22 protein-coding genes are annotated in these 19,326 nt (G+C 69.0%); 14 read left to right on the top strand and 8 right to left on the bottom strand.

The genetic code is table 11. The features are described 5' to 3' along the window. Positions 1-43 precede the first annotated feature (43 nt). The 4 genes from Hhyl6_RS07425 (at position 44) to Hhyl6_RS07410 (ending at position 2,912) form a co-directional block, all read left to right on the top strand. The gene (locus Hhyl6_RS07425) at positions 44-508 is read left to right on the top strand and encodes a universal stress protein (protein ID WP_483738577.1); all 465 of its coding nucleotides are present in this window, start codon (positions 44-46) and stop codon (positions 506-508) included. Between the two features lie 59 nt (positions 509-567). Further along, on the top strand, positions 568-1,587 hold the full coding sequence (locus Hhyl6_RS07420; RefSeq protein ID WP_483738576.1) for a hypothetical protein: 1,020 nt from the start codon (positions 568-570) through the stop codon (positions 1,585-1,587). Positions 1,588-1,630: 43 nt separating this feature from the next. Continuing rightward, a complete protein-coding gene (locus tag Hhyl6_RS07415; protein ID WP_483738575.1) occupies positions 1,631-2,722 on the top strand; it encodes a DHH family phosphoesterase in 1,092 nt (363 codons plus the stop codon). Positions 2,723-2,786: 64 nt separating this feature from the next. Further along, positions 2,787-2,912, top strand: a complete 126-nt coding sequence (locus Hhyl6_RS07410; protein ID WP_483738574.1) for a hypothetical protein — start codon at positions 2,787-2,789, stop codon at positions 2,910-2,912. A gap of 15 nt (positions 2,913-2,927) precedes the next feature. Here Hhyl6_RS07410 and Hhyl6_RS07405 read toward each other — a convergent pair whose 3' ends face one another. After that, positions 2,928-3,359: a DUF5807 family protein gene (locus Hhyl6_RS07405; protein ID WP_483738573.1), complete on the bottom strand. Its 432-nt coding sequence runs from the start codon at positions 3,357-3,359 to the stop codon at positions 2,928-2,930. Between the two features lie 86 nt (positions 3,360-3,445). Here Hhyl6_RS07405 and Hhyl6_RS07400 point away from each other — a divergent pair, with 86 nt between their 5' ends. Together Hhyl6_RS07400 and Hhyl6_RS07395 are read left to right on the top strand one after the other, a co-directional pair. Then, a complete protein-coding gene (locus tag Hhyl6_RS07400) occupies positions 3,446-3,751 on the top strand; it encodes an Hsp20/alpha crystallin family protein (RefSeq protein ID WP_483738572.1) in 306 nt (101 codons plus the stop codon). Positions 3,752-3,796: 45 nt separating this feature from the next. After that, positions 3,797-4,222: a dCTP deaminase/dUTPase family protein gene (locus tag Hhyl6_RS07395; protein ID WP_483738571.1), complete on the top strand. Its 426-nt coding sequence runs from the start codon at positions 3,797-3,799 to the stop codon at positions 4,220-4,222. On the opposite strand, the gene Hhyl6_RS07390 is transcribed toward Hhyl6_RS07395, so the two are convergent. Continuing rightward, a complete protein-coding gene (locus Hhyl6_RS07390) occupies positions 4,219-4,515 on the bottom strand; it encodes a hypothetical protein (protein WP_483738570.1) in 297 nt (98 codons plus the stop codon). The genes Hhyl6_RS07395 and Hhyl6_RS07390 overlap by 4 nt on opposite strands. Positions 4,516-4,678: 163 nt before the next feature. Between Hhyl6_RS07390 and Hhyl6_RS07385 the strand changes: the two genes are divergently transcribed. The 3 genes from Hhyl6_RS07385 to Hhyl6_RS07375 all read left to right on the top strand — a co-directional run bounded on the left by Hhyl6_RS07385 (position 4,679) and on the right by Hhyl6_RS07375 (position 6,454). After that, complete coding sequence (locus Hhyl6_RS07385; protein ID WP_483738569.1) at positions 4,679-5,068, top strand: 30S ribosomal protein S6e; 390 nt, start codon at positions 4,679-4,681, stop codon at positions 5,066-5,068. Beyond that, entirely contained in the window at positions 5,065-5,493 is a 429-nt protein-coding gene (locus Hhyl6_RS07380) for a DUF7112 family protein (RefSeq protein WP_483738568.1), read from the top strand. Before Hhyl6_RS07385 ends, Hhyl6_RS07380 begins: the two co-directional genes overlap by 4 nt. An 82-nt stretch (positions 5,494-5,575) precedes the next feature. Beyond that, positions 5,576-6,454 (top strand): CheF family chemotaxis protein, encoded by an 879-nt coding sequence (locus Hhyl6_RS07375; RefSeq protein WP_483738567.1) that lies wholly within the window; start codon positions 5,576-5,578, stop codon positions 6,452-6,454. A 294-nt stretch (positions 6,455-6,748) separates the two neighbouring features. Here the strand turns inward: Hhyl6_RS07375 and Hhyl6_RS07370 are convergent, their stop codons facing one another. Then, entirely contained in the window at positions 6,749-7,675 is a 927-nt protein-coding gene (locus tag Hhyl6_RS07370) for a thiamine-phosphate synthase family protein (protein WP_483738566.1), read from the bottom strand. Between the two features lie 107 nt (positions 7,676-7,782). Between Hhyl6_RS07370 and tenA the strand changes: the two genes are divergently transcribed. The 5 genes from tenA to Hhyl6_RS07345 all read left to right on the top strand — a co-directional run bounded on the left by tenA (position 7,783) and on the right by Hhyl6_RS07345 (position 13,186). Then, the gene (tenA, locus tag Hhyl6_RS07365) at positions 7,783-8,448 is read left to right on the top strand and encodes a thiaminase II (RefSeq protein WP_483738565.1); all 666 of its coding nucleotides are present in this window, start codon (positions 7,783-7,785) and stop codon (positions 8,446-8,448) included. Further along, positions 8,445-9,209 (top strand): TenA family protein, encoded by a 765-nt coding sequence (locus Hhyl6_RS07360; protein ID WP_483738564.1) that lies wholly within the window; start codon positions 8,445-8,447, stop codon positions 9,207-9,209. The genes tenA and Hhyl6_RS07360 overlap by 4 nt, the downstream gene beginning before the upstream one ends. Further along, the gene (locus Hhyl6_RS07355; RefSeq protein WP_483738563.1) at positions 9,203-10,729 is read left to right on the top strand and encodes a sodium:solute symporter family transporter; all 1,527 of its coding nucleotides are present in this window, start codon (positions 9,203-9,205) and stop codon (positions 10,727-10,729) included. Before Hhyl6_RS07360 ends, Hhyl6_RS07355 begins: the two co-directional genes overlap by 7 nt. A 73-nt stretch (positions 10,730-10,802) precedes the next feature. Next, on the top strand, positions 10,803-11,267 hold the full coding sequence (locus Hhyl6_RS07350) for a hypothetical protein (RefSeq protein WP_483738562.1): 465 nt from the start codon (positions 10,803-10,805) through the stop codon (positions 11,265-11,267). Continuing rightward, a complete protein-coding gene (locus Hhyl6_RS07345; protein WP_483738561.1) occupies positions 11,264-13,186 on the top strand; it encodes a hypothetical protein in 1,923 nt (640 codons plus the stop codon). The genes Hhyl6_RS07350 and Hhyl6_RS07345 overlap by 4 nt, the downstream gene beginning before the upstream one ends. A gap of 1 nt (position 13,187) precedes the next feature. On the opposite strand, the gene Hhyl6_RS07340 is transcribed toward Hhyl6_RS07345, so the two are convergent. From Hhyl6_RS07340 to Hhyl6_RS07320, 5 genes are all read right to left on the bottom strand, one after another. After that, positions 13,188-14,060: a CheF family chemotaxis protein gene (locus Hhyl6_RS07340; RefSeq protein ID WP_483738560.1), complete on the bottom strand. Its 873-nt coding sequence runs from the start codon at positions 14,058-14,060 to the stop codon at positions 13,188-13,190. Between the two features lie 78 nt (positions 14,061-14,138). Next, a complete protein-coding gene (locus tag Hhyl6_RS07335) occupies positions 14,139-15,371 on the bottom strand; it encodes a HEAT repeat domain-containing protein (protein WP_483738559.1) in 1,233 nt (410 codons plus the stop codon). Further along, complete coding sequence (locus Hhyl6_RS07330; protein WP_483738558.1) at positions 15,368-16,177, bottom strand: CheR family methyltransferase; 810 nt, start codon at positions 16,175-16,177, stop codon at positions 15,368-15,370. Before Hhyl6_RS07330 ends, Hhyl6_RS07335 begins: the two co-directional genes overlap by 4 nt. Then, positions 16,174-18,138, bottom strand: coding sequence for a chemotaxis protein CheA (gene cheA, locus Hhyl6_RS07325; protein WP_483738557.1), 1,965 nt, complete (start codon positions 18,136-18,138; stop codon positions 16,174-16,176). Before cheA ends, Hhyl6_RS07330 begins: the two co-directional genes overlap by 4 nt. Further along, positions 18,138-19,211, bottom strand: a complete 1,074-nt coding sequence (locus Hhyl6_RS07320) for a protein-glutamate methylesterase/protein-glutamine glutaminase (RefSeq protein ID WP_483738556.1) — start codon at positions 19,209-19,211, stop codon at positions 18,138-18,140. Before Hhyl6_RS07320 ends, cheA begins: the two co-directional genes overlap by 1 nt. Between the last annotated feature and the right edge of the window lie 115 nt (positions 19,212-19,326).

Genomic DNA, 19,326 nt, shown 5'->3' with positions numbered 1-19,326 from the left:
GCGATGGGGCGGTTTTTTGGTCGTACCCGCGGTAGCCCGCCGTATGTTCGACACGGTGGTCATCGCGACAGACGGCTCCGGGAGCGCAGAGCGGGCCGTCGAAGCGGCCCTCGACCTCGCCGCGCACTTCGACGCGACCGTCCACGCCCTGTACGTCGTCGATTCGGGGGAAGTCGAGTCGACGCCCGAGGAGGTCCGGGCGGAACTGGAGCGGGCACTGGCGACCACCGGCGGCCGCGCCCTCTCGTTCGTCAGGGAGGCCGCCGCCGCCGAGGCCGACGACGAGGTCGTCACCGCGGTTCGGGAGGGGGACCCCGCCGACGAGATTTGCCAGTACGCAATCGACCACGAGGCCGACGTCGTCGCCACCGGCACGCGCGGGCGACACGGCGAACACGGTTTCCTGCTCGGGAGCGTCGCCGAGGAAATCGTCCGACAGGCCCCGATGCCGGTGCTGTCGGTCCGCCAGCTAGAGGGCGAGGCCAACCCCGAGCGCGAACAGGTGTAGCTCTAGCGCGGTTTTCACTCACCGAAACAGACAGAGGGACTGCTGTCGAACGCCGAGCCATGCCGTCCAACTCCCGTCGTGCGTTTCTGGCCGCGACCGGCGTCGCCCTCGGCTCACTCGCTGGGTGTCGTGCCGTCTCCTCGGACCCGCCAACTGGCTCTCCCCCGACCGGGCCGACACTCGCAGGCGAGACGCTGTTCGTCGCGGACGGACTCGCGCTCCCCGAGACAGACGCGGACCGAAGCGACGACCCGACCGACGCGAGTCTCGCCGTCTACGGTGCCGACGAGAGCGACCGGGTGGCCGAGTCGCTGGCCGCCGGAACGCCAGCGGCTGTCGTCGGGCGTGGTGCACCGGGGACGCTCTTTCGGGCCTGTGAGCGACTGCCTGCCAGCTACGGCTTCTGCAGTCGGAGTTGGAACCCGAACACGCGCGTCGCGGCCGCGGTTCCGCGGGAGCGCCGCCTCGACACGCACGTATTCGTCGGTGCGACGCTCCCACGGGACGTCCCCTGGGCGCTCGCAGAGACGCTGGACCCCCCGCACCCGGACTGTCGGGTCCCGTTCGATTTCGTGCAGGTCCCCGACGACGGGGCGTTCGTCGGGATGGCGCGGATTCGCGGCCACAACGACGTGGGCGGGTTCGACCGGCGGGACAGCCTCACGTACCGGGACGCCGGCGACGCGACAGCGCTGTACGTCGACACAGAGGCGACCATCTGGAGCGGGCGGGCGGCGAACGGCGACGACCGGTACCGCGCCGACAGGGTGATTCTGGCCGCCGAGTTCGACGCCAGACTGGACGAGACCGGCCCGGGTGTCCTGTCGACCGATGGGCTGACAGTTCGAGACCGGACCGCCCCCACGCGGAACGCCGCGCGGCAGGTGTTCACGGCCGAGTCCGACGCGACGCGCCAGTCGTTCACCGCCTGCTCGCGGTGCCGGGTGGTTCCCGACGGACTCGGTGAGACGTTCAGCTACACGGCGAACGCCCGCTTTCGCTGGCGGGACCCGCGCCTCCTGCGGTCGGACGACACGTGGGTCCACCACACGCCCGGCAGGGCACGCTGGTCGCTCTGAGACGGACCGCGGGGTTCATTGCCGGCCGCCAGCATGAACGGGCATGGACGATTGGCTCATCGACGACGACCGCCTCTCCGTAGAGCGCAAGTCTGTCCTCCCCGGCGAGGGCTTCTTCATCCCCGACTCGTACGAGGAGGAACAGGCCGAGGCCGAGGCCGCCGAGACGCTCGCGGACGCCGGCGTGGTGGTCATCGCCGACCCCGACGCCGACGGACTGGCCTGCACCGCGCTGGTTCGAGAGGCCCACGGCGAGGGGGCACTCCTTCCCGCCGGCCCGCACGAACTGCAGGAGGCGCTGGCGTGGACCGCCGAGTACGCCGAACCGGAGGCGACCGTCTACGTCTGTGACCTCTGTCCGGACAGCGAGTCGGACCTCGGCGCGCTCTCCGACCTCGTCGCCCGCGTCGAACGCGTGGCGTGGTTCGACCACCACCAGTGGGACGCCGCCCTCGGCGAGACAGTCGACGAGGCGGGCGTCGAGCGAACCGTCGGGGACTCCGACGAGGTGTGTACCGCCGACGTTGCCCTCGAACAACTGGACTACGCCTTCGACGAGCGGTGGGCGGACCTCGCGGCGGTCACGCGGGACCACGACCTCTGGATTCGGGACGACGAGCGCAGCGACGACTTGGCGGACTTCTCGTACTGGTCGGACCCCGAGGAGTACATCGAGGCCGTCGCCGAACACGGCCCCGACCTCTCGCCGGAGGTCCACGAGTTCCTCGACGAGAAGCGCGTCGAGAAGGAGGCGCTCATCGAGAAGGCCGTCGACCGCGCCGAGTTGCGCGAGGTCGGCGAGTGGACCGTCGGCGTCACCTACGGCCGCTGTTCGCAGAACGAGGTGGCCGAGGCCCTGCGCGAACGGGGTGCCGACGCCGCCGTCGTCGTCAAGCCCGCCGGGTCCGCGTCGATTCGCGGCACCGAGAACTTCGAGCGCGCCCACGAGGTGGCCCGGCAGGTCAACGGCGGCGGCCACCCGAAAGCGGCCGGGTGCAAACCGGACATCTACGACGACATGATGGACTACGCCCACCACTGGACGACCCACGGTGCGGTGGCGAAACAGGCCATCGTGGACGCGTTCAAGCGCCTGCCCGAAGAGGAAGAGGAAGGCGTCGACACCGAGCGGTAGACTGGACGCGAGCGGAGCGAGCGCCTTTTTCGCCCACGTTTTTGCGGTGAGCGGTGAGCGCCGTGTGCTCACCCGAACCGGAAAAAGGTGGACTCGGACGACCCACGGTGCGGTGGCGAAACAGGCCATCGTGGACGCGTTCAAGCGCCTGCCCGAAGAGGAAGACGAAGGCGTCGACACCGAGCGGTAGCGGGTCGAGGCGCGATTACTCGTCGACGACCCACTTGTCGCTGTAGCGCTCGCCGCAGGCACAGACGGCGTAGGCGTGAATCACGTCTCCCTCGGCGTAGAGGCCGCCCACGTCCTCGTTCTGGGCCTCGGCGAAGGCGAAGACGAACCGCGCCGTGTGGTTCTCCTCGGGTTCCTCTGCCTCGACGGGACAGACCGCACCGGTCAGGTCGTCCCGAACCGTCCCGTCGGTGCCCATCGCCTCTTGTGCGAGTCCCATCGGGTCGATGCCGGTGGCCGACTGGAAGGCGCTGCGCCCGTCGTCTCCGGGGAGGACGAGGACGTGGCCGTCCTCGACGGTCTCGGCGTACTCCGCCAGTGCGCCGGGGTTCGAGACGGCGTCCTCGTGGAGGAAAAAGAGGACGTCGTCGGGCCGTTCGCCCGCCAGAAACTCCGCGTGCTTGCTCATACCCGCCCGGAGTCGTTCGGAACGCAAAAGCACGGCGTTCTCGCCGGCCCTCTAGCTTTTTGAATCCAGTGGGCGAAACTACAGCTATGGCGACCCACCACCCGGCCAAGGGCGTCGAACTGTACCGTGAGGGCGACGCGTTCGTCGTCCTCGTGGAACTGTCGGGCTTCGACCGCGAGGACGTCGAACTGCGGTGGCACGACGGGCGACTGCACGTCGAGGCCGAACACCGCGAACCGGGGGAACGGACCCGCGTCTTCCACCGGTCGCTCGGCGTCCCGCGACCGGTCAGGGAGGCAGACATCTCTGCGACCATCGAAGACGGCGTTCTGGAGGTCACCCTGCCCATCGACGACCGGGAGCGCGGGGGAAGAGTCATCGACGTCTCCTGAACGCCGCCCCCACAGTTTTGCGCGGTCGGACCGTCACAGTCGCGTATGTCCGACTTCGCCGAGTACGTCACGGACGTCGTCCACGAACCGACCCAAACCGACAGCCCCGGCTTCGACCTCACCGTCGCGGCGGTGTCGGAGGTGGCCGACCCGGGCCGCATCGACTTCGGCGGCGGCGAACTCGAACCCGCGGGGACCGTCCCGCACGCGAGCGAGAAGCGAAACCCCGAGGACGACTACGAGTGGTGGACGCTCCGGGAGGGACAGTACCTCGTCGAGTTCAACGAGTCGCTGACCGGCGAGGCGACGGTGACGCTCCAACCCCGGACCGAACTCCTCGAACGCGGTGCGACCCACCCGACGCTACAGGTCGATACCCTACCCAGAATCCCGCTCTCGGTCGGCGGTGCGGGTCTCAGACTGAAGGAGAACGCCCGCATCACCACTATCGTCGCCGCCGAGGAGCGCTAATCGTCGGCGGGGGCACGCGCTCCGGCGGCCGGGTCGGTCGCACCCGAACCGGGTTCCCCGGCGGACTCGGTAGTCCCGGCGAGGTGCTCGGCCGCCCGGTCGAGCGAGGCCGACACCGCTCGCTGTCGTTCGCTGGCACGCCGCGTCGACGCCTGCAGGTCGGCCACGGCCGCCCCCAGCGAGTCGAGGTCGTCGCTCAACTCGTCCATCGACCCCCCGAGCGTCGCCATCGCGTCGCCGAGGTCACCCACTGCGCTGTCGTCCGTTCGCTCGTCTGTCGCCGTCGTAGCCATCGTGGTAGCACAGACACGACGAGGGTCCGTGTCGGGACCACCTAACCAGTAAGTGTCACCGGCGACGGGGCGTCGGTGGCGTCGTCCCGGGACACGGTGACACCCGTCGGGCCGGCCACGACGCTTCGATGCGCTTTTGAAGCGCGATAGAGTGCCAATAGGTATGGCTGAATTCACTGTCGCTGTCTCCGACCCGGAGAGCGGCCACACGTACCAGATCGACGTCGACGGACAGGACGCGAACCGATTCATCGGCCGCGAACTCGGCGACGAAGTCGACGCCGGTGCCGTCGGCCTCGACGGCTACACGCTCGAACTCACCGGTGGCTCGGACACGGCCGGCCGACCGATGCGCCCGGACGTCCGCGGGACCCAGACGACGTCCATCATGTCCGACGGCGGCGTCGGCTTCGAACCGACCACCGACGGCGAGCGCAAGCGCATCACCATCCGCGGCCGCGAAGTCAGCGACGAGACGCGCCAGATCAACGCCAAAATCGTCGGCCGCGGCAGCGAGTCGGTCGACGACCTGCTCGGCGCCGACGACGAGTGAGCGAGCGCGTTCCGAGCGACCACGACGCCGTCGAGACCCACCGGGTCCCCGTCGAGGCCATCGGGCGGACCAACCGCCCGCGGGTCGTCCTGACGGACGCGGTCGACCTGCAGGACGGCGACGTCGTCGACATGGCGCTCGACGGCGACGGCTACCACGCGGCCGTCGAGACCAGCATCGAGGGCGAGACGGTCGTCACGCACGTCGCCGACAACCGACGCCTCGCTCGGGAGCGCGAGGGCGAGAACCGCCTCGCGGAGTGGGTGGCCGACGGCAACGTCTCGCTGGGCGGGTCCGCCCACCTCGACGTCGTCACCGCGGGCCGCGAGTATGGCCTCCGGACGCCCGGGACCCGCGTCGTCTACACCGCGACCGACGGCCCCGACTCGTCGCTGTCGGACATCGCACAGGACCTCGACGGATAGGACCGATGCGGCCGGTTTTCCCGACTGATACTGGCGCGAAACGCTCAATAGACCGGCGGCTGTAACCGCCACTACGAGCGACATGTCGGAATCAGTCATCGCGGACTTCGTGGGCCAGTTCAACTCGGAGATGGCCAGCCGCGGTGACCCCATCAAGGGCCGAATCGTCCTCTCGCAGAAGCGCCTCGTGCTGGCCGCCAGCGAGGACGACAAACTGACGATTCCGCTCGACTCCGTCTTCGACATCGCCATCGGACAGGTCCCGCCGGACCTCGGCAACTTCTTCCAGTCGACGGTGACCATCGCCTTCGAGAAGAACGGCCGGCGACTCGTCGCCGCCGTCGAGGCCGACGACGAGAAGATACAGAAGTTCGGGACGCTCCTGTTCAAGGCAATCGTCAACGGCACCGAGACGACGGTCACGGAGCGCGCCCGCGTCGGCGGCCGCGTCACCGACGACGAGTTTCGCTCGGCGCGCCTCTTTCTCACCCCCGGCACCGTCGAGTTCCGCCGCGGGGACGACACCTTCGCCATCGACCTCGAAACCGTCTCGGACTTCGACCGCACGACCAGAGAGATTGCCGGGGCCTCCCGGCCCGTGTTGGTCGTCCGGCACATGCAGGACGGGACTGCGGTGACCACGCTGGCGGCGCTCGCCTCCTCCCGGAAGATGGCCATCCTCGGCCGGTACCTCCGACGGGAGTACTCCGGCCTGATGGAGGAGCTACAGAACGTCGACCTCACGAAGGACAAGAAGGAGGTATTGGTGGCGATGTACTCCACCGGCGACATGGAGGGGATGCCGCTGGCGAGCATCCTCGGGAAAGAGTCCGCCGAGGTGTCGATGCTCCTCCAGGACCTCGAAGCCGACGGCCTCGTTCAGGACGGCCCCGACGGGCCCGCGCTCACGCCGAAGGGACAGGTCGTCGCGAGCCGGTTCCTCGAGGACGTCAACGTCTAGGAACCCACGTTTTTACTGCGGGGGGTGTCCTCGCGCCGTCGGCGCTGCGGGCACCTCCGCTTGCAAAAACGTCGGGGAAAACGGCCGAACTCGCGGCGACGCCGCGAGTTCGGTGTCCTGCGTGAACGCCTGCGAACGCAGGGCTCGTCAGCGCGGCGCTCTGACGGCGAAACCGCTCGCTTCGCTCGCGGTATGCTCTGTTCACAGGCAGGCCTGCCTGTCCCCGGGTCGTGCGACGGAGCGCACTCCCGGCCACCGCTTCCACACCGCCGAGCGCTCCCGCACTCCGAACCGCTACCCGTCCGTCGCCGCCTCGACCAACTCGGCGGCCAGTCGCGCCGCGTCCGCGCCGGTCTCTGCGAGGACGTACGTGATGGGTTCGATGCCGAACGCGCCGCGGTGGAAGACCACGTCCGGGACCGCGCCGCGCGCCTCGAACTGCTCGCCGAGGCGGTCGCCGCGGTTCTCGTAGCCGGCGTCGAACTCCATCGTGTCGAGGCCGCGGTCCCGGGCGGCCGCGAGGAGGGCGTCGTCGGTGGCGAGGTTCAGCGCGCCCCGTCGCTCGGGGGCGACGGCCATCGCCGCGAGAATCGTCGTCGCGACGTGCTCTGAGGCCCCGAATTCCGGGTTCGCGGGGACCTCGACGCTGTTGTCCATCACGTAGATGCGGCCCGGGACGGCGGCCACGTCCGAGCGGGCGGTGGCGTCGGGGAGGGCCGTCCCGACGTTCGTGCCGACGTTTGGGACGAACGCGGCCAGACCCGGCGTCGTCGCGAGGACGCGGCTGGCCTCCCGGACGCTGTCCAGCACCGCACGCTCGGTCCGGAGTTCCGGGTTCGCGCCGCGGACACAGAGGTCACAGCCCAACCCTTCGAGGGCGGGCATCGCCTCCTCGTGGAGTTCACAGATGGGGCCGCGGTCCTCGAAGGCCCGGACGAGTTCCAGCACGGCCGCGAGCGCGTCGTAGGGGTCCATCTCGTCGGTCGCCAGTCCCTCGGCGATTCGCTCGACGGTCGCCGCGGTCCGCGGGTGGTCGGCGATGCGCGGTTCCAGCGCCGGGTCCCCGCTGACGTACGTCGAGACGGCCGCCTGCGTCACGCCGAGGTGCGCCGCTATCTCCTGTTGGGTCAGCCCGTGGTCGGCGAGTTCGCGAGCCAACAGCGCCCGGAGGGTCGGCAGCACGTCCTCGACGACGATTTCGCTCGGCAGGCGGAGCGACATGGCTCGCCGTTGCACGAGCGGCGGCTTAAGCGTTCGACATCGCCGCTCTGCTCTATAACTCGATTGTATCGACAAGTTATATCACGCTGGACCGACGACCATCTCCCATGAGTTTCACCGACGAACTGGCCGACGTGGGCGACCCGATTTGGGACGCCGTCGTCGACCACCCGATGGTCGAACGGTTGGGTGAGGGAACTCTCGACGAGTCCCCATTCCGCTACTGGGTCCGACAGGACTACGTCTACCTCGTGGAGTACGCGCGGGTGTTCGCACTCGGGGCCGCCAACGCCCCGGATTTGGCGCGGATGGGGACCTTCGCCGAACTCCTCGATACGACCATCAACACGGAGATGGACCTCCACCGGGAGTACGCCGCCGAGTTCGGCATCAGCGAGGCCGACCTCGAAGCGACCGACCCGTCGCCGACGACGCGTGCCTACACGGACTTCCTCGTCCGAGTCGCCGCCACCGGCACGTTCGGCGACCTCGTGGCCGCGCTCCTCCCCTGCATGTGGGGGTTCAACGAGACGGCCCTGCGACTGGACGAACGGGGTCGCCCCGACCACGAGCAGTACGCCGCGTGGATAGCGATGTACGCCGGCGAGGAGTTCACCGACCTCGCCGAGTGGTGCAAGGACCTGATGGACGACGTGGCCGCCGACGCCACCGAAGACGAACGTGCGCGTTACCGGGACATCTTCGAGACGTCGGCCCGCTACGAGTACCGCTTCTGGGACGCCGCGTGGCGCGAGGAGGAGTGGTCGGTGTGACCGCCGACGACCCGGCGGTGCCGGACACCTACGCCGCCTACGCCGAGAACCGCACGGACCCCCGGTTCACCGACTGGCTTCGCGACCGCGCAGGGCCGTCGTGGGACGACGCCACCGACCACCGGTTCACCCGCGAACTGCACGCCGACACGCTCGACGACGCCGTCTTCCGCCGGTATCTGGTGCAGGACTACGCCTTCGTGGAGACGCTCGTGGGGGCGTTCGGGCATTTGCTCGGCGACGCGCCGTCGATGGCCGCCAAGTCCCGCCTCGCGGACTTCCTCGGGACGCTGACCGACGAGGAGAACGACTACTTCGAGCGGTCGTTCGACGCCCTCGAGGTGCCCCGAACCACCTACGAGGACCCGACGCCGACCGAGACGACGGCGGCGTTCCGGGACCTGCTCCTCCGGGCCGCGAACGACGGCGGCTACGCCGAGACGCTGGCCGTCCTCGTCCCGGCGGAGTGGGTGTACCTCGCGTGGGCGACAGACCAGAGCGGGAGCGACGGCGACCGACCGGAGCGGTTCTACCTCGCCGAGTGGGTCGACCTCCACGCCGGCCCGGCCTTCGAGTCGTTCGTCGAGTGGCTTCGCGCGGAACTGGACCGCGAGGGCGCGGCCGCCGGCGAGCGCCGGCAGGCCCGTCTGGCCGACCTGTTCTGCCGGACCGTCGACCTCGAAGTCGCCTTCTTCGACGCGGCCTACGAGAGCGGTGCCAGTGGTGGGGCGGCGGTCGACGGGGGTGACCGCTCGTGGTGAGCACCGCCGTCGCCCTCGGGGTGACCGTCGCCACGCTGGCCGCCTTCGCCGCGCTGGGCGTCTGGGTCACCCGCGGGCAGGACCGCTCGGCCGACGACTTCCTCATCGCCCGCGACTCCGTCGGGGGCCGCCGCCTCACCGCGACGCTGGTGGCCTCCTCGATGGGCGTCTGGATTCTCCTCTCCGCGCCGGAGGCCGGGGCCGGGTTCGGCGTCGCCGCCGCCGTCGGCTACACCGTGGGCACGGCCGTCCCGATGCTGGTCTACTCGAAACTCGGGCCGCGCATCCGCGAACTGGTCCCGGAGGGTCACTCGCTCACCGAGTACGCCCACGCCCGCTACGGCGACGCGATGTACGGTTTCGTCGTCCTCGTCAGCGCCCTGTACATGTTCATCTTCGTCGCCGCCGAACTCACCGGCATCGCCGGGGCGCTCTCGCTGGTCGCGGGCGTCCCGCAGTGGCAGACGGCCGTGCTGGTCGGCGGGTTCGTCCTGCTGTACACGGGCTACGGCGGCCTCCGTGCGACCATCGCCACGGACACCGTACAGGCCGTCCTCGTCCTCCCGCTTCTCGCACTCGTCGTCGGGGGCGTCGTCTTCTCGCTGGGTGGTCCCACCGGGGCGTACGAGGGCGTCGTCGCGGCCGACCCGACGCTCGTCGACCTCGACTTCCTCCCGGGCCTGCAGTTCGGTCTGGCCCTCGCGTTCGCCATCCTCGGCGCGGAACTGGTCAACCAGACGTGGTGGCAGCGCATCTACGCCGGCCGAGACGGCGGGACCGTCGCTCGCGGGTTCCGCAACGCGACGCTCCTCAACGGCACGCTCGTCTTCGTGGCAGCGCTGTTGGGCGTCGTCGCCGTCGGCAACGCCGACGTGGTCACCGACGTCTCCAGTTCGGCCTACAACGCCGACGTGGCCTTCTTCGTCCTCGTCGAGAGCGCGTTCGGCGAGTGGCTCCTCCTCGGCGTCGTCCTCCTCGCGCTGTTGCTGGTCGTGAGTTCCGTCGACTCGCTGTTCTCGGCGCTGGCGAGTCTCGTCACTGCCGACCTCCCCCGCCTGCTCGCGGACCCCGACGACCGAACGCTCCGCCTCGGCGCGCGGGCGCTCACCGTCGTCGTCGCCGTGGCCGCCATCTACGTCAGCCTGCGTGCTCGGAGCGTCCTCCGCCTGTTCTTCTTCGCGGACCTGCTGGGTGCCGCCGTCGCCTTCCCGCTGGTCTACGGCCTCTACTCCCGGGGACTCACCGGTCCCGGCGCGCTCGGCAGTAGCCTCGCCGGCCTCGCCGTCGGCCTCGCGTACTTCCCGGACCTCCGCGGCGTGACGACGGCGATTCCCGTCGTCGGGGACCTCCTGCCGGCGGCGGACCCGCTGTACCTCACCTCCTTCGCCGGCGCGTTCCTCGTCTCGGCCGTCCTCGCCGTCGTGAGCGCTCGCGTGTCGAGCGCCACCTTCGACTTCGACCGACTCGCCGACGGCGACGCGGTGTCGATGACCGACGGCGGAGCGGAGTCCGCCGACTGACGACGGCCGCCTTTCTCTCGTCTGATAACCGCCCCACCACAGTCATATAGGGGCCTCGCCAAGCGCGAGTAACATGGGGCGGCGCCTCCTCGTCGGGTTCTGGTTGGTCGTCGTGGTCACCGCCGTCGCAGTCGGGTCCTTCGGCGTCGGCGCCGAACCCGCGCAGTCGGTCGACGATAGCGTCGCCGTCACCCTCGACTCCGCACCGACGGACACCATCGCGCTCGAACGCGGCCGGTTCGGGAGCGGCCGTTACCACGTCGACGCGCCGCCGGCCGTCGTCACCGTCGGGAACGTCACCGGCACGCCCTCGATACGGTACACCGTCGACGTGCCCGGCCTGTGGCTGACCGCGACCAGCAGGTACGACCTCGCGGGGCGCGAGGGGAGACTCCGGATGGCGCCCGGACCCGTGACGGTCAGCCCCGACCGGGTGGAGAACGGGAGCTACGTCGCCGTCGTCGCCGTCTGGGTCCGGACGGGCGACCGCGACAGGGCGCTCGTCCAGCGGCAGGTCACGCTGGAGGTCCGGAGATGAGCGTCGCCGACCGCTTGCTCGCCGGCGAGACGGTGGCGGTGTCGACGCTTCGAACCGCGGCGTGGCGGGCCGTCTTCGGCGACCGAACCGGCGTGACGCTGGCGCTGTCGGCGTTCGTCTGGGTCGGCTTGACGTGGCGCCTCGGCTTCTTCTCGAACGACCAGTACACCTTCGCCAACACTCTGCTCGCCGTCGTGGAGGGGCAGTTACACGTCACACAACCGGTGTACGGTCCCGACTCCGGCGCCACGCCGGGGACCTACCTCGTCGACGGCCGGGTCTACGGCCGAAACTACGGCGTCGTCCTCGTCTCCGCGGTGTGGTACGTCGCCCTGCGAGCCCTCTCGCTGGTCGCCGACGTGCGGGTGTTGCTGGTCGGCGTGTGGTCGTTCGCCGTGGTGCAGTTGGGTCCCCGCCTCGGGTCGGTGCTGGGACGCCCCGACGCGGGACGGCTCGTCGGCACCGGTCTCGGGGTGACGCTGTTCGCTGCCTCGGTATCGCTCGCGGCCCCGCTGTCGGCGTGGTGGCTCCCGTTGGTGGCCCTCCAACTGACGACGGCGCTCTCGGCAGTCCTGCTCACCGTCGTCTGCTACCGACTGGTGACGCGCCTGTACGACCGACGCCTCGGCGTCGCCGCTGGCGTCGCCGTCATCGCGGCGACGCCGGTGGGGTTCTGGGCGACGCTGCCGAAGCGCCACAGCGTGACGGCTCTGCTGGTCGTCTGCGCCATGTACACGCTGTACCGGAGTCGGACGGTGAAGTCGCCTCGGTCGGTGACCCGGTTTCGCGCCCTGACGTACGCGTGGGTCGGCCCGCTGACGTGGGTCCACGCGCCGCACGGGTTCATCCTGCTCGTCGCCGTCGCCGCCGCCGACCTCCCGACCGCTCGGTCGAACGATTTCCGGTCGCTCTTCGCCATCGGGACCGTGCTGTTCGTCTCCCTGCTCCCCTTCTTTCTCACGAACGTCGCCATCTCGGGGAACCCGCTCCACCCGCCGCGGTTGCTCGACCCGTACTACGGGGACGTCCTCTCCGACGCGTCCACGGCGGCAGACGGTGGTGCGTCGAGTGAGGCCAGCGGCGACGGGTCCACCGGGGGTGCCGGCGGCGCAACGACGCTCCTACCGGCCCCACTCGCGCGTATCGTCGGCCAATTCGTGACCTCGTACGCGGTACTCCTCGAGCCCGGCCGACTGTTCCGTATCTTCGTCCGCACCGGGTACGTCCCGTCGCTCCTGCCCACGCGCGACGCCGCAATCAATCTGAGCGTGTTGGCGTCGATGCCGCTGTTGGGCGCGCTCGTGGGTTACCCTCTGCTGGCCGCGCGGCGCGTGCTTCGTGAGCCAGACTGGCACCGCTCCCACCCACATCCTCGCCGATGGTCCCCAGCTCCCGTCGTCGACGCGTTCACGGTCTGCTACGTGGGCCTGTTGCTGGGGCTGTACCTCCAGTCACTCCCGCTTCGACACATGCTGACGGTTCGATATCTCCACCCGCTGTACGCCATCGGCGTCTACTGGCTCGTCCGCCTGCCGCCGGTTCGGCGAGTCGTCGCGACCGAGTCGGGGAGGCTGACCCGCACCTACGCGGTGACTGTCGTCCTCGGCGTGCCGGCGTATCTCGGGGCCATCGCCGCCGGCGGGTTGGTCCTCGACGAGTCGGTCCAACTGTTCGCGCTCGTCTCGTTGACCGTCGCCGCGGGCCTCGCCTTGTGGTCGGTCGCCGGGACGCTGAACGGGGACGCACGCCGGGGCGGCGCGGTTGCACTCGGCGTCGCCGCCGGCGTGACGACGGTGTACCTCCTCGTGGCGGGCCTGTCGCTGTTCCCGACCACCGGGGAGTTCCTCCTCCCGATTTCGCGGGCGCTCAGCGAGCACGTACACTACGCACGGCTGTTGGGCAGTTCGCCGCCGGCCTGACTTACTGGTCGGCGATGGCGTCGCCCGCGATGGAGCGGCCGCGGGCCTCCAACTGGACCTCGCGGCGGACTCGGACGGGTTCGAGGATGTCGGCCTCGATGAGGCGGTCGTAGACGTCCTCGACGTCGTCGACGTCCATCTCCACGAAGTCGGGAATCTTGAACGGGGAGATGCCGGAGTACAGCGCCATCAGCACCTGCGTCTCCTCCGGTTCGAGGTCGACGTCCTCGGCGGCGTTGCGCTGTTCGCCCTGCCGGACCAGCCCCTCGATGAGCGAGACGTGTCGCGCCCCGCCGGAGATGTGCGTCTCGACGCTGGTGCCGTCGATGGTGTGTTCGACTTCGAGCAGGGGTCGCTCGGCCCCGCGAATCTCCTTCTGTTTGGCCTCGACGGTGCCGACGTCGTCGATGTCCAGTTCGACGAACGTGCCGCTGGCGATGGCGAGGTTGAGCGTGTCCTCCTGCTCGTCGTCGACTTTCAGGCGGGTCTTCTCCCACCCGGTGTCTCTGACGACGCCGCCCTCGACGGCGGGGTGTTTCACGAGGACGACGATTTGGTCCAGCAGGGTCCGGTACAGTTCCTCCTCGAACTCGTCCGCGGCCTGCGCCGAGACGAGGGTGACGTCCCGCCCGGCCTGTACCTTGACGTAGCCGTCGACCTGTGCGAGCGACTGGTTCATCTGACTGGACGTGACGCTGGTGAGCTTCGAGAGCGGGATGGTCCGCTTGCCCTCGTTGGTCGCCAGCACGAGGCGCTTGTTCGAGAGGAGGATGCGACCGGGGAGCCACTCGATGTCGTTGCGCTTCCGGCCGTCCTTGACGACCTGCACGAACTTCCCCTTCGTGTCGACCAGTGCGTGTTCTCCGTTCCCCATCGCTCTACTCCGCTCTGTGGCGTCGATACGGCGCGGCGCGCCTTAATCGGTCCGGACACGCTCGGAGAACGGTCCGCGTCATCCTCGCCCTCCGAGCTTCGAGATGGCGGAGAAGGCCTTCTTCCGGACCACGTCGTGGTCGGTGTCGTCGATGAGTTTGTCGAGCACCTTCCGGGAGCGCTCGCCGCCGACCTTGCCGAGGGTGAAGATGGCCTGTCCGCGGACCTCCGGGTCGACCGTCTCGTCCTCCACGAGTTTCAGGAGGCGGCGCTCGACCATGTTGTCCTCCCCACCCAGTTCCGCGAGGCTCGTGGCGGCGAACTGCCGCAACATCTGTCCCTCGTCGCTGAGGGCACCCACGAGGGCGTCGATGACGCGGCTCCGCTCTTCCTCGCTGGTCGCCCGACCCAGCAACCACGCGGTGTTGCGCCGCTGGGCGGCCTGCGTGCTCTCCTCCAGAATCTCGACCAGCGGGACGACGACGCTCCGGTCGTCGGTGTTCGAGAGCTTCTCGACCACCGTCTCGCGGATGTCGTGACTCTGTTCGGTCGGGACGTTCGAGAGCAGTTCGACCAGCGAGTAGACGGCCGTGCGCCGCACCGCGGGCGAGTCGTCCGAGAGCGCTGCCACGAGGTGGTCAACCGGGCGGTCGTTCCCGAAGTTCCCGAACGCGCCGACGGCGATGCGCCGGACTTGCTGGTTGTCGTCCTCGTACATCGGCAGGAGGGCCTGCAGGGCCTGCCGGTTCCCGATGTTCCCGAGGGCCTCGGCGGCCTCCCGGCGGACGACGCCCTTCGGGTCGGTCAGCAGCGATTCGAGCGGTCCAGTCGCCCGGGAGTCGCCTATCTTCCCGGCAGACCGCGCGGCCCGGGCCCGCACGCGTGGGTCGGGGTCCTCGAATCGCTCCGCGAGCTTCGGGACGGCGTCGGCTTGGTCCAACCGACCGAGGCCGTTGGCCGCGGCCATCCGCAACTCGGGCACGTCCGAATCCAGCGCCCGCATGAACGCCTTCGCGGTCACCCAGTCGGCGGCGTCGGCGTCCAGTTCGATGCCGGCCATGCTGCCGATGAGTTGCTCGATGGCGTCCCCGCCGAGTTCGTCCAGCGAGTCGATGGCCGCCGCGGTGACCGCGTCGCTGTCGCCCTGCGCCGCCCGGACGAGCGCGTTGACCACGTCCTTCCGGTCGTCGTGGTCGGGGAAGTTCCCCAGCAACTCGGCGGCGCGGGCCTGCACTCGCTGGTTGTCGCTCTCGCGCAGGACGCGGATGAGCTCTTGGACCTCGCCGTCGCGTTCGAGTTCGTAGAGGCTCATACCCGGCGGTAGATGCGGTGCTGTTTGTCGACCGGTTCGAAGGCGTCCCGACACTCCGCCGGGAGCGTCTCGGTCATCCCTATCATCAGGTACCCGCCCTCCCGGAGCGACCCGCGGATGGTCTCGAAGATGGGGACCTTGTACTCGCTGTCGATGTAGATGAGGAGGTTCCGACAGAACACCAAGTCGAAGTCGCGTTTGGGGTCGCCCCGGATGAGGTCGTGTTGCTCGAAGGTGACCATGTCCGTGACCACGTCTCGGACCCGGAACGTGTCGCCGTCCTCCTCGACGTACTCCGTGTAGTCGTCCAGCGGTTCGAGTTCCGCCGCGATGTCCGTCGTCTGTGACGTCTCGTAGGTGGCCGCTCGGGCCTCACGGAGGATGTCCGCGTTGATGTCCGTCCCCGTAATCTCGATGCGACTGGCGTCCACCTCGGGGTCGTCCAGCGCCAGCATCGCCGCCGAGTACGGTTCGCGGCCGTCGGCGCTCGGGGCCGACCAGACGCGGACCCGGCGGTTCTCGGCAGTGAGGTCCCGCAGGACCGGGCGCAACTGGTCCCACGCGTCCGGGTTCCGGAAGAAACTCGTGACGTTGATGGACAGCGAATCGAGCAGCAGTTCGCGCTCGCCGTCGTCTCGTTGGAGGAGGCGCTTGTACTCGCGGTAGCTGTCGATGTCGGTCCGGCGCATCCGTGCGGTGATGCGGCGGTCGAGGTACGCGTCGTTGTAGAAGCCCGACTCGAAGTCCATCTCCGTCCCGATGAACTCCAGCAGGCGGGTGAACTGCCGGTCGTTCCCTCTGCTCATAGGGTCACCACGTCGAGGATGTGGACGATGTTGCCGTCGCCCAGCACGGCCGTCCCGGAGAGTCCGGGCGTCCCCGAGAGGATACCTTCGAGGGGTTTGACGACGACCTCCTCCTGACTGTTGACGGAGTCACAGTGGAGGGCGACCTGCCGCTCTGACTCCCGGATGCGGACCAGCATGCCGTCGCCGTTGGCCGTCTCGCCGGGCACGTCGAACGTGTCGTCGAGGTGGATGACGGGGTAGATGTCGTCGTTGTGCTTGATGACCTCCTTCCCGTTGACCTGCTTGACGGCGTCCGTCGCGGTAATCTCGTCGACGTTCTTGATGGGGACGCCGTACTCCTCGTCGCCCACCTCCACGAACAGCACCTTCACGATGGCCATCGTCACGGGGAGGCGCAGAGCGACCGTCGTCCCCTCGCCCTCGGTGGACTCGACGTTGACCGACCCGTCCAGTTGGGTGACGGTGTCGTGGACGACGTCCATCCCGACCCCGCGACCGCTGGTGTCGGTCACCTCGTCGGCCGTCGAGAAGCCCGGATGGAAGACGAGATCGTAGATGGACGAGTCGTCCATCGCCTCGAGTTCCTCGGCCGAGCGGACGCCCTTCTCGATGGCCTTCTGCTCGATGGCGTCGACGTCCAGTCCCGCGCCGTCGTCCTCGACTTCGATGATGACGTGGTCGCGTTCCCGAGAGGCCCGCAGGGTGATGTGTCCGGTCTCCGGTTTCCCGGCGGCCGCACGCTCGGCGGGCGGTTCGATGCCGTGGTCGACGGCGTTCCGGAGGATGTGCATCAGCGGGTCCGAAATCTCGGTGAGGATGGTCCGGTCGAGTTCGATGTCCTCGCCCTCGATTTCGAACTCGACGTCCTTGTCGAGTTCGCGGGCGAGGTCACGGACCAGTCGGGGGAACTTCCCGACGACTTTCTTCAGCGGGATGAGCCGCATGTCCATCACCGTGTTCTGGAGGTTCGCCGTAATCTTGTCCAGTTCGTTCAGCGTCTCGCCCGCCGAGTCGACGTCCTCCTGTTCGACGGAGCGCCGGAGTTTGATACGGCTGGTCACCAGTTGTTCGACCAGTCCGTGCAGGTCGTCCAACTGGTCGACGTCCACGCGGACGGACTTGATTTCGTCGACGCTGTGTTCCTCTCCGTCGCCCTCGGTGTCGGTGGGTGCCGGGTGGGTCCCGTCGTCACCCGAGGCAGTCGTGTCGTCGGAGAGGTCCTCGGTCACGTCCGCCGCTGTGAAGGAGTCGACCTTCCCGATGGTCCCCAGTTCCGCGTCGACGGTCGCGGCGTCCGGAGCGTCGAGGTAGATGTCGAACGTCGCCTCGAACTCGCCGTCCTCGATGGCCGCTCGCTCGGGGTCGGAGGCGAGGATGTCGAAGACGTCCTCGATGGCCTCCAGCGCCAGCATCGCGTCGACGCCGAGCATGTCGGACTCGCCGACCCCGACGGCGGCGTGGACGACCCGTCCGTCGGCCTCGCCCGCGTCGAGGTCCACGTCGACCGGTGGGTCCGTCTCGCCGGTGCCGCTCTCGGCCGTCCCCCCGGCGGCCGCACTCGCATCGCCCGCGGCCTCGGCCCCGTCTTCGAGGACGGCGCGGAGTTCGGCCACCGTCTCGTCGGTCCGGGTCTGTGACTCCCCGTCGGCCTCTATCTCCTTGACGATGACCTCTATCTGGTCGACGCCGGCGAAGACGAGGTCCATCACGTCCGGCGTGACCTCCATCTCGCCCTGCCGCATCGCGTCGAGGAGGTCCTCCATCGCGTGTGCGAGGTTGGCGGCGTCGTCGAACCCCATCGCACCGAAGTTCCCCTTCAGCGTGTGTGCGGTGCGGAAGATAGAGTCCATCGCCTCCTCGTCGGAGGGGTCCGATTCGAGGTCGAGCAAGGAGTTGTTGAGTTCCGTTATCGCCTCCTCGCTCTCTCGGATGAATGCGTCGAGATACTGGTCGTCCATTATGAGGTCACCTCGGTCGTAATCGTGTCTAAGATGCCGCTCGCGACGTCGTCGATGGGCAACACGTCGTCCACACAGCCGGTTTCGACCGCCCGTTTGGGCATGCCGTAGACGGCCGACGTGGCTTCGTCCTGTGCGAGAGTCCGCCCCCCGGCCGCCTTGATGCGGCGGATGCCGTCCGCGCCGTCCTCGCCCATCCCGGTGAGGATGACGCCGACGAGGGGGTCGTCGACGACGTCCGCGGCCGTCGCCATCGTCACGTCGACGGCCGGTCGGACGCTGTTGACCGGGTCGTCGTCGGTCAGTTTCACGCGGAGACGGCCGTTCCGGTAGTTCTTTAGCTCCATGTGGCGGTCGCCGGCGGCGACGAGGGCTTCGCCGCCTCCGATTCGCGCCCCGTCCGTCGCCTCACGGACGTCGTAGTCGCTCCGAGCGTCGATGCGCTCCGCAAACCGACCGGTGAAGCCTTCCGGCATGTGCTGGACGACGAGGACTCGGAGGTCGGCGGCCAGCGGTAGGTCCGACAGCACCTGTTCGACCATCTTCGGGCCACCGGTCGAGGACCCGATGACGACCGTGGGATTGCTCGCGTACGAGGCCGCCTCCGGTGCGGGTTGACCGCTCGCCGGGTCCGCATTGACGGCCGCGGTGCGGCGGTCTCCGGCGACGTCTACCTCGGCCACCGAGGAGACGATGTCGACGAGTTGGTCCTTCAGCCGAGACATCTCCATCGACACCTCGCCGCCGGGTTTGGTGAAGAAGTCGACGGCACCCTTATCGAGTGCCTCGAACGTCACGTCGGCGTTCTCGTCGGTGTGTGCCGACAGCATCAACACCGGCGTCGGGCGCTCGGTCATGATGCGCTCTGTGGCCTCGATGCCGTTCATCTCCGGCATCTCGACGTCCATCGTCACCACGTCCGGTTCGTGTTCGACGACGGCGTCGACGGCCGCTCGGCCGTTCCGGGCCTGCGCGACCACCTCGATACCACCCTCCTCGAGGATGTCCGAGATGACGCTACGCATGAAGTGCGAGTCGTCGGCGACGACTGCACGCGGCGCGGCACCGACCATCGTCACACGTGCCCCTGTGACGCGGTCGTCATTCGCGGGCAGAGCATCTGCATTCCTGTGCCGTACTCCCGTTCGCCCCGAAATAAAGACTCCGCCCACGTAATCAAAGTTGATA

Source organism: Haloarcula sp. H-hyl6, from assembly GCF_056934455.1.
Note: the sequence above shows the minus strand (reverse complement) of the source record. Positions and strands in the feature narration are given on the sequence as shown.

Excerpts from the sequence above, each read along its gene's own strand:
- Hhyl6_RS07425 (WP_483738577.1), top strand. The coding sequence starts at position 44 with ATGTTCGACACGGTGGTCATCGCGACAGACGGCTCCGGGAGCGCAGAG.
- Hhyl6_RS07420 (WP_483738576.1), top strand. The coding sequence starts at position 568 with ATGCCGTCCAACTCCCGTCGTGCGTTTCTGGCCGCGACCGGCGTCGCC.
- Hhyl6_RS07415 (WP_483738575.1), top strand. The coding sequence starts at position 1,631 with ATGGACGATTGGCTCATCGACGACGACCGCCTCTCCGTAGAGCGCAAG.
- Hhyl6_RS07405 (WP_483738573.1), bottom strand. The coding sequence starts at position 3,359 with ATGAGCAAGCACGCGGAGTTTCTGGCGGGCGAACGGCCCGACGACGTC.
- Hhyl6_RS07400 (WP_483738572.1), top strand. The coding sequence starts at position 3,446 with ATGGCGACCCACCACCCGGCCAAGGGCGTCGAACTGTACCGTGAGGGC.
- Hhyl6_RS07395 (WP_483738571.1), top strand. The coding sequence starts at position 3,797 with ATGTCCGACTTCGCCGAGTACGTCACGGACGTCGTCCACGAACCGACC.
- Hhyl6_RS07390 (WP_483738570.1), bottom strand. The coding sequence starts at position 4,515 with ATGGCTACGACGGCGACAGACGAGCGAACGGACGACAGCGCAGTGGGT.
- Hhyl6_RS07385 (WP_483738569.1), top strand. The coding sequence starts at position 4,679 with ATGGCTGAATTCACTGTCGCTGTCTCCGACCCGGAGAGCGGCCACACG.
- Hhyl6_RS07375 (WP_483738567.1), top strand. The coding sequence starts at position 5,576 with ATGTCGGAATCAGTCATCGCGGACTTCGTGGGCCAGTTCAACTCGGAG.
- Hhyl6_RS07370 (WP_483738566.1), bottom strand. The coding sequence starts at position 7,675 with ATGTCGCTCCGCCTGCCGAGCGAAATCGTCGTCGAGGACGTGCTGCCG.
- tenA (WP_483738565.1), top strand. The coding sequence starts at position 7,783 with ATGAGTTTCACCGACGAACTGGCCGACGTGGGCGACCCGATTTGGGAC.
- Hhyl6_RS07350 (WP_483738562.1), top strand. The coding sequence starts at position 10,803 with ATGGGGCGGCGCCTCCTCGTCGGGTTCTGGTTGGTCGTCGTGGTCACC.
- Hhyl6_RS07345 (WP_483738561.1), top strand. The coding sequence starts at position 11,264 with ATGAGCGTCGCCGACCGCTTGCTCGCCGGCGAGACGGTGGCGGTGTCG.
- Hhyl6_RS07340 (WP_483738560.1), bottom strand. The coding sequence starts at position 14,060 with ATGGGGAACGGAGAACACGCACTGGTCGACACGAAGGGGAAGTTCGTG.
- Hhyl6_RS07335 (WP_483738559.1), bottom strand. The coding sequence starts at position 15,371 with ATGAGCCTCTACGAACTCGAACGCGACGGCGAGGTCCAAGAGCTCATC.
- Hhyl6_RS07330 (WP_483738558.1), bottom strand. The coding sequence starts at position 16,177 with ATGAGCAGAGGGAACGACCGGCAGTTCACCCGCCTGCTGGAGTTCATC.
- cheA (WP_483738557.1), bottom strand. The coding sequence starts at position 18,138 with ATGGACGACCAGTATCTCGACGCATTCATCCGAGAGAGCGAGGAGGCG.
- Hhyl6_RS07320 (WP_483738556.1), bottom strand. The coding sequence starts at position 19,211 with ATGGTCGGTGCCGCGCCGCGTGCAGTCGTCGCCGACGACTCGCACTTC.